Here is a 13,602-nt window from a genome sequence, read left to right as displayed (position 1 = left end):
GCCCATTCGCACCCCAACTGAGTGAGGCGCCACGCGTATGCCCCCCTCCCCGCGAACCCCCGGAGGGCGTCGGCTAGGGTTTGGTCCGCATAAACATCCAAACCCCTGCCCGACGCAGGGCGGCGACCGACCAGCGAGAAGGCCGCAGCCGACCGCGCGGGCGAGACTCTCGGGAAGGCGCTACGTGAGTCCCAACGGCTCCGACCGCTCGCCGCGGCGCCCGATGCGGCGGAAGCTGCTGCAGGCACTGACCGCGGGCCTGGTCCTGGCGACCGCAACCGGTTGCACATACAAGGACTTCCCCCGCCTTGGCATGCCCACCCCGACCACGGAAGAGGCTCCGCGGATCCTCTCCCTGTGGCAGGGGTCCTGGGCTGCCGCGCTCGCCGTCGGCGTGCTGGTGTGGGGCCTGATCCTGTGGAGCGCCATGTTCCACCGGCGCAGCCGCACCAAGGTCGAGGTACCTCCGCAGACCCGGTACAACATGCCGATCGAGGCCCTGTACACGGTGGTCCCGATCATCATCATCTCGGTCCTGTTCTACTTCACGGCCCGGGACGAGACGAAGCTCATGAGCCTCGACAAGAAGCCCGACGTCACGGTCAACGTGGTCGGCTTCCAGTGGAGCTGGGGCTTCAACTACATCGAGAACGTCCCCGGTGTCTCCGGCGACGCGAAGACGGACACCAACCTGTCCGCGATCCCCGACCGGTACAAGGCCGCCTTCCCGGCGAACGCCGGCGGCGTCTACGACGTCGGCACCCCGGGTACGCGCAACCCGCAGACCGGCAACCCTGGTCCGACGCTCTGGCTCCCCAAGGGCAAGACGGTCCGCTTCGTCCTGACCTCGCGTGACGTCATCCACTCCTTCTGGGTGGTGCCGTTCCTCATGAAGCAGGACGTCATCCCGGGCCACACCAATGCCTTCCAGGTGACCCCCAACAAGGAGGGCACCTTCCTCGGCAAGTGTGCTGAGCTCTGCGGCGTCGACCACTCCCGGATGCTGTTCAACGTGAAGGTCGTCTCCCCGGCGGCGTACGAGCAGCACCTCAAGGACCTCGCCAAGAAGGGGCAGACCGGTTACATTCCCGCCGGCATCGCGCAGACGAGCCACGAGAAGAACCGGGAGACGAACAACCTGTGAGCATCCTCAACGAACCCCAGGGTGCCGCGGCCGCTGAAGGCTCGTACGTGGAGCCGCCGGTACGGCGCAAGCAGCCCGGCAATGCCGCGGTGAAGTGGTTGACGACCACCGACCACAAGACGATCGGGACGATGTACCTCGTCACGTCGTTCGTGTTCTTCCTGATCGGCGGCGTCATGGCGCTGCTCATGCGCGCCGAGCTGGCCCGTCCGGGCCTGCAGATCATGTCGAACGAGCAGTTCAACCAGGCGTTCACGATGCACGGCACGCTCATGCTGCTGATGTTCGCGACGCCCCTGTTCGCGGGCTTCGCGAACTGGATCATGCCGCTGCAGATCGGCGCGCCGGACGTGGCGTTCCCGCGGCTGAACATGTTCGCCTACTGGCTCTACCTGTTCGGCTCGCTCATCGCGGTGGGCGGCTTCCTCACCCCCGAGGGCGCGGCCGACTTCGGCTGGTTCGCCTACTCCCCGCTGTCGGACGCGGTCCGCTCGCCGGGCGCCGGCGCCGACATGTGGATCATGGGTCTGGCCATGTCCGGCTTCGGCACCATCCTCGGCTCGGTCAACTTCATCACCACGATCATCTGCATGCGGGCTCCGGGCATGACGATGTTCCGCATGCCGATCTTCGTGTGGAACGTGCTGCTGACCGGTGTGCTCGTCCTGCTGGCCTTCCCGGTGCTGGCCGCCGCGCTGTTCGCCCTGGAGGCGGACCGCAAATTCGGGGCGCACGTGTTCGACTCCGCGAACGGCGGAGCCCTGCTCTGGCAGCACCTCTTCTGGTTCTTCGGCCACCCAGAGGTGTACATCATCGCCCTGCCGTTCTTCGGCATCATCTCGGAGATCATCCCGGTCTTCTCCCGTAAGCCGATGTTCGGCTACATGGGCCTGATCGCCGCGACCATCGCGATCGCCGGTCTCTCCGTGACGGTGTGGGCGCACCACATGTACGTCACCGGTGGTGTGCTGCTGCCGTTCTTCTCCTTCATGACCTTCCTGATCGCGGTCCCGACCGGTGTGAAGTTCTTCAACTGGATCGGCACCATGTGGAAGGGCTCGCTGTCCTTCGAGACGCCGATGCTGTGGGCCACCGGCTTCCTGATCACCTTCACGTTCGGTGGTCTGACCGGTGTCATCCTGGCCGCGCCGCCCATGGACTTCCACGTCTCCGACTCGTACTTCGTGGTGGCCCACTTCCACTACGTGATCTTCGGTACGGTCGTGTTCGCGATGTTCGCCGGCTTCCACTTCTGGTGGCCGAAGTTCACCGGCAAGATGCTGGACGAGCGCCTCGGCAAGATCACCTTCTGGACGCTGTTCGTCGGCTTCCACACCACCTTCCTCGTCCAGCACTGGCTGGGCGCCGAGGGCATGCCGCGTCGTTACGCCGACTACCTGGCGGCCGACGGCTTCACCACGCTGAACACGGTGTCCACCATCGGTTCGTTCGTGCTCGGCCTCTCCTTCCTGCCGTTCCTCTACAACATCTGGAAGACGGCCAAGTACGGCAAGCCGGTCGGCGTCGACGACCCGTGGGGCTACGGCCGCTCGCTGGAGTGGGCGACCTCCTGCCCGCCGCCGCGGCACAACTTCACCACCCTGCCGCGGATCCGCAGTGAATCCCCGGCGTTCGACCTGCACCACCCCGAGATCGCCGCGCTCGAGCAGCTCGAGCACGCCGGTCAGGTGCCCGCCGTCGCGGGCAGCAAGGAGGCCGGCAAGTGAAGATCCAGGGCCGGATGTTCATCTGGCTGAGCTTCTTCATGCTGATCATGGCCGTCGTGTACGGCGTGTGGTCGAAGGAGCCGGCCGGTACCACGGCGCTCTTCCTGGCCTTCGGCCTGTCGATCATGATCGGCTTCTACCTGGGCTTCACCGCCCGCCGGGTGGACGCCGGTGCGCAGGACGACAAGGAGGCCGACGTCGCGGACGACGCGGGCGAGCTGGGCTTCTTCAGCCCGCACAGCTGGCAGCCGCTCATGCTGGGCTTCGGCGGCGCGATCGCCTTCCTCAGCATCGCGGTCGGCTGGTGGCTGATCTACTTCTCCGCGCCGTTCATCGTGATCGGTCTGTTCGGCTGGGTGTTCGAGTACTACCACGGTGAGAACCGCACCCAGTAAGGCCCACCGAGCCCCACACCGGGAGCCCGGACCCTCTGTCAGGAGGGTCCGGGCTCCCGGCTTTTCCGCGTCCGTGCCGGGGGCCCTTCGGATGCCGGAGTGTCGTTCCCTCGTATGGGTTACGTACCGCGCCAGTAAGGACTCCATCTCATAGCGTGATCGTATGAACCACACTCCGCGGACCCGTACCGTCGTCAGCTGCGTCCTGCTGGTGACCGCCCTGGGCGCGGGCACCACCGCCTGCGGTTCGGACGGCGACCCCTTGTCCGCTACGCCGTATGACGCAGCGGGCCTGATCTCCTTCAACGGCCCCACCGAGGTGGGGAAGCGGGCCGACCCGGACAAGCCCCTGGAGGTCTCCGTCAAGGACGAGGGGCGCATCACCGACGTGACCGCCCAGGACTCCACAGGGCGCTACGTGGCGGGCGAACTCGCCGCCGACGGCAGTCGTTGGCACAGCACCTCCCCGCTGGCCGCGAGCGCCCACTACACGGTCACGGTGAGCACCGAGGACGACGACGGGGCGCCCGGCCGCAAGGTCCTCAGCTTCGACACCACCAAGCCGGCCACCAAGAAGCAGCTCGGCGTCACCTTCGGGCCGGACACGGGCCAGTACGGCGTCGGGCAGATCATCACCGCCCAGCTCGGCCAGGAGATCAAGGACAAGGCGCAGCGGGCCGTCGTGGAGCGCGGCCTGCGCGTGGACTCCGTGCCGGCCGTGCCCGGCTCCTGGTACTGGGTGAGCGGCAAGGAGCTCCACTACCGGCCCAAGGACTACTGGCCCGCCCACGCCACGATCCAGGTGCACAGCAACCTGGACGGTGTGAAGATCGGCGGGGGGCTGTGGGGCGGCAAGTCGAAGCCGGTGAAGCTGACCACGGGCGACCGCGTCGAGGCCCTCACGGACGCCGCCGCGCACGAGCTGACGGTGTTCCGCAACGGCGCCGTGATCAAGACCATGCCGGTCACCACGGGCAAGCCGGGCTACGAGACCCGCAACGGCGTCAAGGTGGTCCTGGAGAAGCAGTACTTCGTACGCATGCGTGGGGTCACCGTCGGCATCGCCGAGGGCAGCCGGGACTCCTACGACCTGCCGGTGTACTACGCCACCCGCGTCACCTGGTCCGGTGAATACGTGCACGCGGCGCCCTGGTCGGTGGGCTCACAGGGCTACGCCAACGTCAGCCACGGCTGCACCGGCATGAGTACGTCCAACGCGCAGTGGTTCTTCAACACCGTCCAAGAGGGTGACATCGTGCGCGTCGTCAACTCGGGCGGCGAGCCGATGGAACCCTTCGGCAACGGCTTCGGCGACTGGAACGTCACCTGGAAGAAGTGGCGCACGGGCTCCGCCTTGACCGGCCTGCCGGGCAACGGCCAGTCCCCGTCGTCGGACGCGGTCCGCCTCCAGCCGACGGCCGTGTGAGCGCCCCTCAGGGGCGCGCGGAGCCGGGCGGGAGGACCCCACGGGCCCGCCCGCGCGTACGCTCCCCGCGCCCCGGACCGCTAGGCGCTCACGAGCCTCTTCCGTCGCAGCAGAGAGGCCAGCGAGGACGCGAACTCGACCGGGTCCACCGGCAGCGTCACCGCCGCGTCCGCCCGGCTCCACGTGGCCAACCAGGCGTCCTGCGGGCGGCCGATGAGCAGCAGCACGGGCGGGCACTGGAAGACCTCGTCCTTGATCTGCCGGCACATCCCCATGCCCCCCATGGGCACGGCCTCGCCGTCGAGCACGCACACGTCGATGCCCCCACGGTCCAGTTCGCGCAGCACCGCCGCGGGCGTGGCGCACTCCACGAACTCCACCGGGGGCACGTCCGGGGCGGGACGCCGCCCGGTGGCCAGCCGTACTTGCTCGCGGGTGTTGGAGTCGTCGCTGTAGACCAGCACGGTGGCGGTCGGCTGCATTGTTCCTCCGGGTCGACGTCGGCGTCGTACGGACAGGACGGACGGGGCCGTTTGGGCGGATGTTACTCCCATGAACACCACGTCAACACCGGTTCGGAGGGCAGCAACACTCCGAACGGCACCCCCCGGAGTGAGGGCGAGATAAGCGACCGACATAATGTCGGTCGTGGCGACAGCAACGACAGTAGAAACCGGGCACGCGCACCCGTCGGTCAACCGACCGAACCTCACCAGCGTCGGAACCATCATCTGGCTGAGTTCCGAGCTGATGTTCTTCGCGGCCCTCTTCGCGATGTACTTCACCCTCCGGTCGGTGACCGGACCGGCTCACTGGAAGCACATGGCCTCAGCGCTCAATGTGCCTTTCTCCGCGACGAACACCACGATCCTGGTGCTCTCGTCCCTCACCTGCCAGCTCGGCGTGTTCGCGGCCGAGCGCGGCGACGTGAAGAAGCTCCGTGGCTGGTTCATCCTCACCTTCATCATGGGTGCGATCTTCATCGGCGGTCAGATCTACGAGTACACGAGCCTGGTGAAGGAAGAGGGCCTCTCGCTCTCCTCCGACCCCTACGGCTCGGTGTTCTACCTGACCACCGGCTTCCACGGCCTGCACGTGACGGGCGGTCTCATCGCCTTCCTGCTGGTCCTCGGGCGCACCTACATGGCCAAGAGGTTCACCCACGAGCAGGCGACGGCCGCCATCGTCGTGTCCTACTACTGGCACTTCGTCGATGTCGTCTGGATCGGCCTCTTCGCCACGATCTATTTGATCAAGTAGCCGGGACCGCTCCCGCTAAGTCCAGAAGCACCGACGCAGAAGATCCTGACACCGGGGTAATCCGTGAAAAAGCTCTCCGCACGACGACGCCATCCGCTGGCGGCGGTCGTCGTCCTACTCCTCGCGCTGGCGGCCACTGGGGGGCTGTACGCCGCGTTCGCGCCCGCGAGCAAGGCACAGGCCGATGAAACCTCCCAGTCCCTGACCATCAAGGAGGGTAGGAAGCTCTACGAGGTCGGCTGCGCCAGCTGCCACGGCACCGGTGGGCAGGGCTCCTCCGACGGGCCGAGCCTGGTCGGCGTGGGCTCCGCGGCCGTCGACTTCCAGGTCGGCACCGGCCGTATGCCGGCCGCGACCTCGCAGGGCGCCCAGGCCCCGCGCAAGAAGCCTGTGTACACGCAGACGCAGATCGACCAGCTCGCCGCGTACGTCGCGTCGCTGGGCGCCGGCCCGGTCGTGCCGACCAAGCAGCAGTACGGTCCGGCCGGAGCGGACGTCGCCAAGGGCGGCGAGCTGTTCCGCACCAACTGCGCGCAGTGCCACAACTTCACCGGCAAGGGTGGTGCCCTCACCGAGGGCAAGTACGCCCCCACGCTGGAGGGCGTCGAGCCGAAGCACATCTACGAGGCCATGCAGACGGGCCCGCAGAACATGCCGTCCTTCCCGGACACCACGATGTCCTCCCAGAACAAGAAGGACATCATCGCGTACCTGCACGCGGTCGACAGCAGCGAGACGACGAACCCGGGTGGTCTGGAGCTGGGCGGCCTCGGGCCGGTCAGTGAGGGCCTGTTCGCCTGGATCTTCGGTCTCGGCGCGCTGATCGCCGTCGCCGTCTGGGTCGCCGCTCGGACCGCAAAGGCCAAGAAGTCATGAGTAGCCAAGACATTCCAGAAGAGAACCTGCCCGCTGAGCAGGAGTACGCGCACGGCGCGGTAGGCGTCGCGGACGAGGAGAACCCGTTCGCCGACCCGGGGCTGCCGCCCCACGAGCACCGGATCCAGGACATCGACGAGCGGGCCGCCCGGCGGTCCGAGCGCGTGGTCGCCCTGCTGTTCACGGTGTCGATGCTGGCCACCGTCGGCTTCATCGTCTCGTACGTGACCATCCCGCACGACAAGAACATCTTCGTGTTCCCGATCGGGCACATCAGCGCGCTGAACTTCGCGCTGGGCCTGACGCTGGGCGTGGCGCTGTTCTGCATCGGCGCGGGCGCGGTCCACTGGGCCCGCACCCTGATGTCCGACGTCGAGGTCGCCGACGAGCGGCACCCGATCGAGGCCGCTCCCGAGATCCGGGCGAAGGTCCACGCGGACTTCCGCCAGGGCGCCAAGGAGTCGGCGCTCGGCCGCCGCAAGCTGATCCGCAACACGATGTTCGGCGCGCTGGCCCTGGTGCCGCTGTCCGGCGTCATGCTGCTGCGCGACCTCGGTCCGCTGCCCGGCACCTCCCTGCGGCACACCCTGTGGGCCAAGGGCAAGCGCCTGGTCAACATGAACACCAACCAGCCGCTGCGTCCCGAGGACATCTCCGTCGGCTCCCTCACCTTCGCCAAGCCGGACGGCCTGGAGGAGACGGACGAGGAGTTCCAGAACGAGATGGCCAAGGCGGCCCTGATGATCGTCCGGCTGCAGCCGGACAACATCAAGGACAAGCGCGAGCTCGACTGGTCGCACGAGGGCGTCGTCGCCTTCTCCAAGATCTGCACCCACGTCGGCTGCCCCATCTCGCTGTACGAGCAGCAGACGCACCACGTGCTGTGCCCGTGCCACCAGTCCACCTTCGACCTCTCCGACGGCGCCCGAGTGATCTTCGGTCCCGCCGGCCACGCCCTGCCGCAGCTGCGCATCGGTGTGGACAGCGAGGGTTACCTCCAGGCGCTCGGCGACTTCGAGGAGCCCGTCGGTCCTGCATTCTGGGAGCGCGGATGAGTACTGCAGCCAACGAACCCGCCCGTTCGCGCGGGAAGGCACCGGCCGGCGAGCGCATCGCCGACTGGGCCGACGGCCGGCTCGGGATCTACTCCCTGGCCAAGGCCAACATGCGCAAGATCTTCCCCGACCACTGGTCGTTCATGTTGGGCGAAGTGTGCATGTACAGCTTCATCATCATCATCCTGACGGGTGTCTATCTGACGCTGTTCTTCCACCCGTCGATGAACGAGGTCGTCTACCACGGCAGCTATGTCCCGCTGCAGGGGCAGATGATGTCGGAGGCGTTCAACTCGACCCTGCACATCTCCTTCGACGTGCGCGGTGGTCTGCTCGTCCGGCAGATCCACCACTGGGCCGCGCTGATCTTCCTCGCCGGCATGTTCGTGCACATGATGCGCGTGTTCTTCACGGGCGCGTTCCGCAAGCCGCGTGAGATCAACTGGCTGTTCGGCTTCCTGCTCTTCGTCCTCGGCATGTTCACCGGTTTCACCGGTTACTCGCTCCCCGACGACCTGCTCTCCGGCACCGGTGTCCGCTTCACCGAGGGTGCGATCCTGTCCATGCCGATCGTCGGCACGTACATCTCGTACTTCCTCTTCGGCGGTCAGTTCCCCGGCCACGACTTCGTCGCCCGGTTCTACTCGATCCACATCCTGCTGCTGCCGGGCATCATGCTCGGCCTGATGGTGGCGCACCTGATCCTGGTCTTCTACCACAAGCACACGCAGTTCGCGGGTCCGGGCAAGAGCAACACCAACGTGGTCGGCATGCCGCTGCTGCCGGTCTACATGGCCAAGGCCGGAGGCTTCTTCTTCCTGGTCTTCGGTGTCATCGCGGCCATCGCCGCGGTCGCGCAGATCAACCCGATCTGGGCCATGGGCCCCTACCGTCCGGACCAGGTGTCCACCGGCGCCCAGCCCGACTGGTACATGGGCTTCGCCGAGGGTCTGATCCGCTTCATGCCGGGCTGGGAGATCAATTTCTGGGGCCACACCCTGGTCCTGGGCGTGTTCATCCCGCTGGTGCTCTTCGGCGTGGTGCTGGGCGCGATGGCGGTCTACCCGTTCATCGAGTCCTGGGTCACCGGCGACAAGAGCGAGCACCACATCCTGGACCGCCCGCGCAACGCGCCGACCCGTACCGGCCTCGGTGTCGCCTGGGTGACGATGTACATGATCACCCTGGTCGGCGGTGGCAACGACCTGTGGGCCACGCACTTCCACCTGTCGATCAACGCCGTGACCTGGTTCGTCCGGATCTTCTTCTTCGTCGGTCCGGTCATCGCGTTCATCGCCACCAAGCGGATCTGCCTCGGTCTCCAGCGCCGCGACCGCGACAAGGTGCTGCACGGTCGCGAGACCGGCATCATCAAGCGGCTGCCGCACGGTGAGTTCATCGAGGTGCACGAGCCGCTGAGCCAGGAGCAGCTGCACACGCTCACCACGCACACGCAGTACGCGCCGGCCGAGATCGGCCCCCTGGTCGACGAGAACGGTGTCGAGCGCAAGGTGAAGGCGTCCGAGAAGCTCCGGGTGAAGCTGTCCAGCGCCTACTACGGCGAGGACAACCAGATCCCGAAGCCGACCTCCGACGAGTACAAGGAGATCACGAGCGGCCACGGCCACCACTGATCCCCGCGTCGCCACGCCACCGAAGGGCCCCGTCCGCACCGCGGACGGGGCCCTTCCCCGTGCCGGGGGGTCGATAAGGTGGTGCACGAGGTTCCACCACTGTGCACGACAAGGAGCGGCTGATGAGCGCTGTGACCCCCGCTGGAGGCGACACCGCGGCGGGCCGCTCCTGGCCCGCCCTGCTGAACGGCCTGCTGGACGGCCAGGACCTCTCGTCCGACGACACCGCCTGGGCGATGGACCTGATCATGCGGGGCGAGGCGACCGACGCCCAGATCGCCGGTTTCATGGTCGCGCTGCGCGCCAAGGGCGAGACCGTCGAGGAGATCTCCGGGCTCGTGCGCACCATGTACGAGCACGCGAACGTGATCGAGGTGCCGGGCCCGGCCGTCGACATCGTCGGCACCGGCGGCGACGGCGCCAAGACCGTCAACATCTCCACGATGTCCTCGATCGTGGTCGCGGGCAGCGGCGCCAGGGTCGTCAAGCACGGCAACCGCGCCGCCTCCTCCGCCTCCGGCTCCTCCGACGTCCTGGAGAAGCTCGGCATCAACCTCCAGCTGACCCCGAAGCGGGTCGCCGAGGTCGCCGAGGAGGCCGGCATCACCATCTGCTTCGCGGTGAAGTTCCATCCCTCGCTGCGCCATGTCGCCGCGGCCCGCGGCCAGTTGGGGATCCGTACGACCTTCAACGTGCTCGGTCCGCTGACCAACCCGGCCAAGGTGCGCGCCCAGGCGGTGGGGGTCGCCGACCCGCGCATGGCGCCCGTCGTGGCCGGCGTCTTCGCCGAGCGCGGCAACTCCGCACTGGTCTTCCGGGGCGACGACGGCCTGGACGAGCTGACCGTCACCGGCACCTCCCGGGTGTGGGTGGTGCGGGACGGCAAGGTCCGCGAGGAGGTCTTCGACCCGCGCGACGTCGGCATCGAGTTGGCCCCCGTGGAGGCCCTGCGCGGCGCGGACGCGGCGTACAACGCGGAGGTCGCCCGCCGGGTGCTGGACGGCGAGCGGGGCGCCGTACGGGATGCCGTGCTGCTGAACTCGGCGGCGGCCCTGGCGGCGCTGGAGCCGACCGACGCCCCCCTCACCGAGCAGCTGCGCGCCGGGATGGCGAAGGCCGCGCGGTCCATCGACTCGGGCGCGGCGAAGCGGACGCTGGAGCGCTGGGTCGCGGCCAGCAACGCGTGAACGGTGGTCGATCGTCCCGCGATCCGGACACGGGTTGCGGGACGGTGATCTTTTCGCGTACGTTCCGTACCAGGTCATGAGTGACAGTCATGAGGCCCCGGCCGACTGTCCGGCAACCCTCCGTCCGTGGCGGGGTGCCCCGGGTGAGGACCAGGCCGTGGGCAGCGAGGTCCACGGCAAGCGCGGACCCCTCGGGCGCTCGTAGAAGCGCCGGGCCAGGGGTCCTGGTCGTACGAGGGAGCCTCCCGTGAGCAAGCGAATGCGTTAGGGCCGCCGAGCCCCGCCTCCGCGCACCCCTTTCACCTTTTCTTTCGCACGTGCCTTCGGCGTACGTGCGCACGGGAGTCTCCCCATGTCTGTCTCCACCCTTGCCGTCGACCCGTCGATCTGCACCCCTCTGCCCGTTCTGGGGCGGGATGTCACCGTCCCGCTCGTCACCGGCGGCACCATCACCTACGCGGCCCTCGACTACGCGGCCAGCGCCCCCGCCCTCCAGCGCGTCTGGGACGACGTCGCCGCCTACGCCCCGTACTACGGCAGCGTCCACCGCGGCGCCGGGTACCTCTCCCAGTTCTCCACCGACCTGTTCGAGAAGGCGCGCCGCACGGTCGGTGAGTTCCTCGGCTGCCGCGCCGACGACCAGGTGGTCTTCACCCGCTCGACCACGGACTCGCTGAACCTGCTGGGCCGGGCGCTCCCGGCGGACTGCCGGGTCTTCGTCTTCGAGACCGAGCACCACGCCTCCCTGCTGCCCTGGCAGGACGCCCAGGTCACCTACCTCGACGCGCCGCGCAGCCCGCGGCAGGCCGTCGAGACCCTGGAGCGCGCCCTCGCCGACCGCGACCCGCACGGCCCGGCCCTGGTGTGCGTCACCGGCGCCTCCAACGTCACCGGGGAGCTGTGGCCGGTGCGCGAGCTGGCCGCCGCGGCGCACGCGCACGGCGCCCGGATCGTCCTCGACGCCGCCCAGCTGGCCCCCCACCGACCGGTGTCCCTGGTGGACCTGGACGTCGACTGGGTCGCCTTCTCCGGGCACAAGCTGTACGCCCCCTTCGGCGCGGGAGTGCTGGCCGGCCGGGCCGACTGGCTGCGGGCCGCCGAGCCGTACCTCGCGGGCGGCGGCGCCAGCCGCAGGGTCGCCCGGCGCGCGGACGGGGGAGTGGAGGTGGAGTGGCACGAGAGCGCCGCCCGGCACGAGGCGGGCTCCCCGAACGTCATCGGCGCCTACGCCGTCGCCTCCGCCTGCACGGCCCTCACCGAGGCGGGCTGGGAGGCGCTGGTCGCCCGTGAGCACTGCCTGATCGACCGGGTGCGCGCGGGTCTCGCCGGAATTCCGCAGGTCAGGGTCCTGTCGCTGTTCGGCGACGATGCCCCGCGGGTCGGCGTGATCTCCTTCGTGGTGGAGGGCTGGAACAGCTCCCACCTCGCGGCCGCCCTCTCCGCCGAGTACGGCATCGGCGTCCGCGACGGCCTCTTCTGCGCCCATCCGCTGCTGCACACCCTGCTCGGCACGGCCCCCGAGGCCCCGGCCGAGTGCGGCGCCCCGTCCCTGAACGCCATCCGCGTGAGCTTCGGCGCGGGCACCCCGGACGAGCACGTGGACCGGTTCGTCAAGGCGGTACGGCAGCTGGTGACCGAGGGCGCGAAGTGGACGTACCGCACGGAGGGAGGCCGCTGCGTCCCGGCGGCGTAGGGGGCGAACCACCGGTGGGGCGGCGTTCGGGTGGCCGGGACGGTCAGGAGTCCAGACCGATCGCGAAGGCCGCCTCCAGGTCGTGCTGGGAGTACGTACGGAACGCGACGTGCGTGTCGGTCGCCTCGACACCCGGGATCTTGCTGATCCGCCCCGGGATCACGTCGGCCAGGTCCTCGTGCTCCCGCACCCGCACCATGGCGATCAGGTCGTACGTCCCCGTCACGGAGAACACCTCGCTCACCGACTCCAGCGAGGCGATCTGCTCGGCGATCTCGGGGATCCGGTCCACGCTGGTCTTGATGAGGACGATCGCGGTGATCACGGCTGGTTCTCTCCCTCGGATACCGGTTCGGGTGCGCATTTCACTCTAGCCCGCCCTTCCCCCGCCACCGCCCTCGCGAGGCGGCCCCTCGGGCCCGTCCACCGCCCGTAGCGCACCCACGCGTAGACGAAGCCCGTCCCGAAGCCCACCAGGTGCGCCAGGTAGGCCACCCCAGGCCCCTGCGTCGAACGCCCCGCCGCCAGCCATTGCAGCGTCACCCAGAACGGCAGCACCACCCACGCGGGGAACCGCAGCGGCAGGAAGAACAGGAACGGCAGGAGACTGGTGACACGGGCCCGCGGGAACAGGAAGAGAAAGGCCCCGAGCACCGCCGAGACCGCCCCCGACGCGCCCACCAGCGACTGCTCGGACGTGGCGTTGGCGACCGCGTACCCCAGCAGCGCCAGATAGCCGCAGCCCACGTAGAACAGGGTGAACTCCACGCGGCCCATCCGCTCCTCGGTCAGCACGCCGAAGACGAGGAGGAAGAGCATGTTGCCCAGCAGGTGCACCCAGTTGCCGTGCACGAACAGCGCCGTGACCGGGCTCAGCGCGTGGCCCCAGGGCCCGGCGAACAGCTCGGCCGGCACCACCCCCCAGTGCCGGAAGTACACCCGCTGCGCGTCCAGCAGGACGTACCCGGCGCCGTACCCGGGGGCCATCCCCGAGGCGGGCCCCAGCATGAAGATCAGACAGCACAGGACGATGAGGCCGTACGTGATCGGCGCGTCCCTGAGTGTCCTGAAGGTCCGGCCGGCTGCCGTGCTCCACTCGCTGATCATGAATACAGAGCATGACGTAACCGGACGCAAGCTGACAGACCGCCTCGCCGCCATGGATGGACGGGCGGCGAGCGGCCCCCAGGCCGTAGGGTTACGAG

The 13,602-nt window shown here is 68.6% G+C and carries 13 protein-coding genes and 1 riboswitch; of the genes, 10 read left to right on the top strand and 3 right to left on the bottom strand.

Annotation, left to right across the window (positions count from 1 at the left end; all coding sequences use genetic code 11):
* Window positions 1-184 precede the first annotated feature (184 nt).
* The 4 genes from ctaC to QSK45_RS06180 all read left to right on the top strand — a co-directional run bounded on the left by ctaC (window position 185) and on the right by QSK45_RS06180 (window position 4,692).
* A complete protein-coding gene (gene ctaC / locus QSK45_RS06195) occupies window positions 185-1,144 on the top strand; it encodes an aa3-type cytochrome oxidase subunit II (RefSeq protein ID WP_285554037.1) in 960 nt (319 codons plus the stop codon).
* Window positions 1,141-2,871 (top strand): aa3-type cytochrome oxidase subunit I, encoded by a 1,731-nt coding sequence (ctaD, locus tag QSK45_RS06190; protein WP_285554036.1) that lies wholly within the window; start codon window positions 1,141-1,143, stop codon window positions 2,869-2,871. The genes ctaC and ctaD overlap by 4 nt, the downstream gene beginning before the upstream one ends.
* Entirely contained in the window at window positions 2,868-3,266 is a 399-nt protein-coding gene (locus QSK45_RS06185) for a cytochrome c oxidase subunit 4 (protein ID WP_285554034.1), read from the top strand. Before ctaD ends, QSK45_RS06185 begins: the two co-directional genes overlap by 4 nt.
* Window positions 3,267-3,429: 163 nt before the next feature.
* Window positions 3,430-4,692, top strand: a complete 1,263-nt coding sequence (locus QSK45_RS06180; protein ID WP_285554032.1) for a L,D-transpeptidase — start codon at window positions 3,430-3,432, stop codon at window positions 4,690-4,692.
* Between the two features lie 80 nt (window positions 4,693-4,772).
* On the opposite strand, the gene QSK45_RS06175 is transcribed toward QSK45_RS06180, so the two are convergent.
* The gene (locus tag QSK45_RS06175; protein ID WP_285554030.1) at window positions 4,773-5,174 is read right to left on the bottom strand and encodes a response regulator; all 402 of its coding nucleotides are present in this window, start codon (window positions 5,172-5,174) and stop codon (window positions 4,773-4,775) included.
* 157 nt (window positions 5,175-5,331) lie between these two features.
* On the opposite strand from QSK45_RS06175, the gene ctaE reads away from it, so the two are divergent.
* The 6 genes from ctaE (at window position 5,332) to QSK45_RS06145 (ending at window position 12,397) form a co-directional block, all read left to right on the top strand.
* Window positions 5,332-5,952, top strand: coding sequence for an aa3-type cytochrome oxidase subunit III (gene ctaE / locus QSK45_RS06170; RefSeq protein WP_070028641.1), 621 nt, complete (start codon window positions 5,332-5,334; stop codon window positions 5,950-5,952).
* A 63-nt stretch (window positions 5,953-6,015) separates the two neighbouring features.
* Window positions 6,016-6,828, top strand: coding sequence for a cytochrome bc1 complex diheme cytochrome c subunit (gene qcrC, locus QSK45_RS06165; RefSeq protein ID WP_285554027.1), 813 nt, complete (start codon window positions 6,016-6,018; stop codon window positions 6,826-6,828).
* The gene (qcrA, locus tag QSK45_RS06160; protein ID WP_285554025.1) at window positions 6,825-7,883 is read left to right on the top strand and encodes a cytochrome bc1 complex Rieske iron-sulfur subunit; all 1,059 of its coding nucleotides are present in this window, start codon (window positions 6,825-6,827) and stop codon (window positions 7,881-7,883) included. The genes qcrC and qcrA overlap by 4 nt, the downstream gene beginning before the upstream one ends.
* Window positions 7,880-9,517: a cytochrome bc1 complex cytochrome b subunit gene (gene qcrB, locus QSK45_RS06155; protein WP_285554023.1), complete on the top strand. Its 1,638-nt coding sequence runs from the start codon at window positions 7,880-7,882 to the stop codon at window positions 9,515-9,517. The genes qcrA and qcrB overlap by 4 nt, the downstream gene beginning before the upstream one ends.
* Window positions 9,518-9,639: 122 nt before the next feature.
* Window positions 9,640-10,704 (top strand): anthranilate phosphoribosyltransferase, encoded by a 1,065-nt coding sequence (gene trpD / locus QSK45_RS06150; RefSeq protein ID WP_285554021.1) that lies wholly within the window; start codon window positions 9,640-9,642, stop codon window positions 10,702-10,704.
* 72 nt (window positions 10,705-10,776) lie between these two features.
* Window positions 10,777-10,893, top strand: a riboswitch (SAM riboswitch).
* 163 nt (window positions 10,894-11,056) lie between these two features.
* On the top strand, window positions 11,057-12,397 hold the full coding sequence (locus tag QSK45_RS06145) for an aminotransferase class V-fold PLP-dependent enzyme (RefSeq protein WP_285554018.1): 1,341 nt from the start codon (window positions 11,057-11,059) through the stop codon (window positions 12,395-12,397).
* 43 nt (window positions 12,398-12,440) lie between these two features.
* Here the strand turns inward: QSK45_RS06145 and QSK45_RS06140 are convergent, their stop codons facing one another.
* Both QSK45_RS06140 and QSK45_RS06135 read right to left on the bottom strand, forming a co-directional pair.
* Entirely contained in the window at window positions 12,441-12,722 is a 282-nt protein-coding gene (locus QSK45_RS06140) for an Lrp/AsnC family transcriptional regulator (RefSeq protein ID WP_037652980.1), read from the bottom strand.
* Window positions 12,719-13,504, bottom strand: a complete 786-nt coding sequence (locus QSK45_RS06135) for a rhomboid family intramembrane serine protease (protein ID WP_285554012.1) — start codon at window positions 13,502-13,504, stop codon at window positions 12,719-12,721. Before QSK45_RS06135 ends, QSK45_RS06140 begins: the two co-directional genes overlap by 4 nt.
* Window positions 13,505-13,602: the final 98 nt, after the last annotated feature.

This window comes from Streptomyces hygroscopicus subsp. hygroscopicus, from assembly GCF_030269125.1.
GTDB lineage: Bacteria > Actinomycetota > Actinomycetes > Streptomycetales > Streptomycetaceae > Streptomyces > Streptomyces hygroscopicus_C.
The sequence above is the reverse complement of the archived record's forward strand: the minus strand, read 5'-3'. Positions and strand labels throughout refer to the sequence as shown.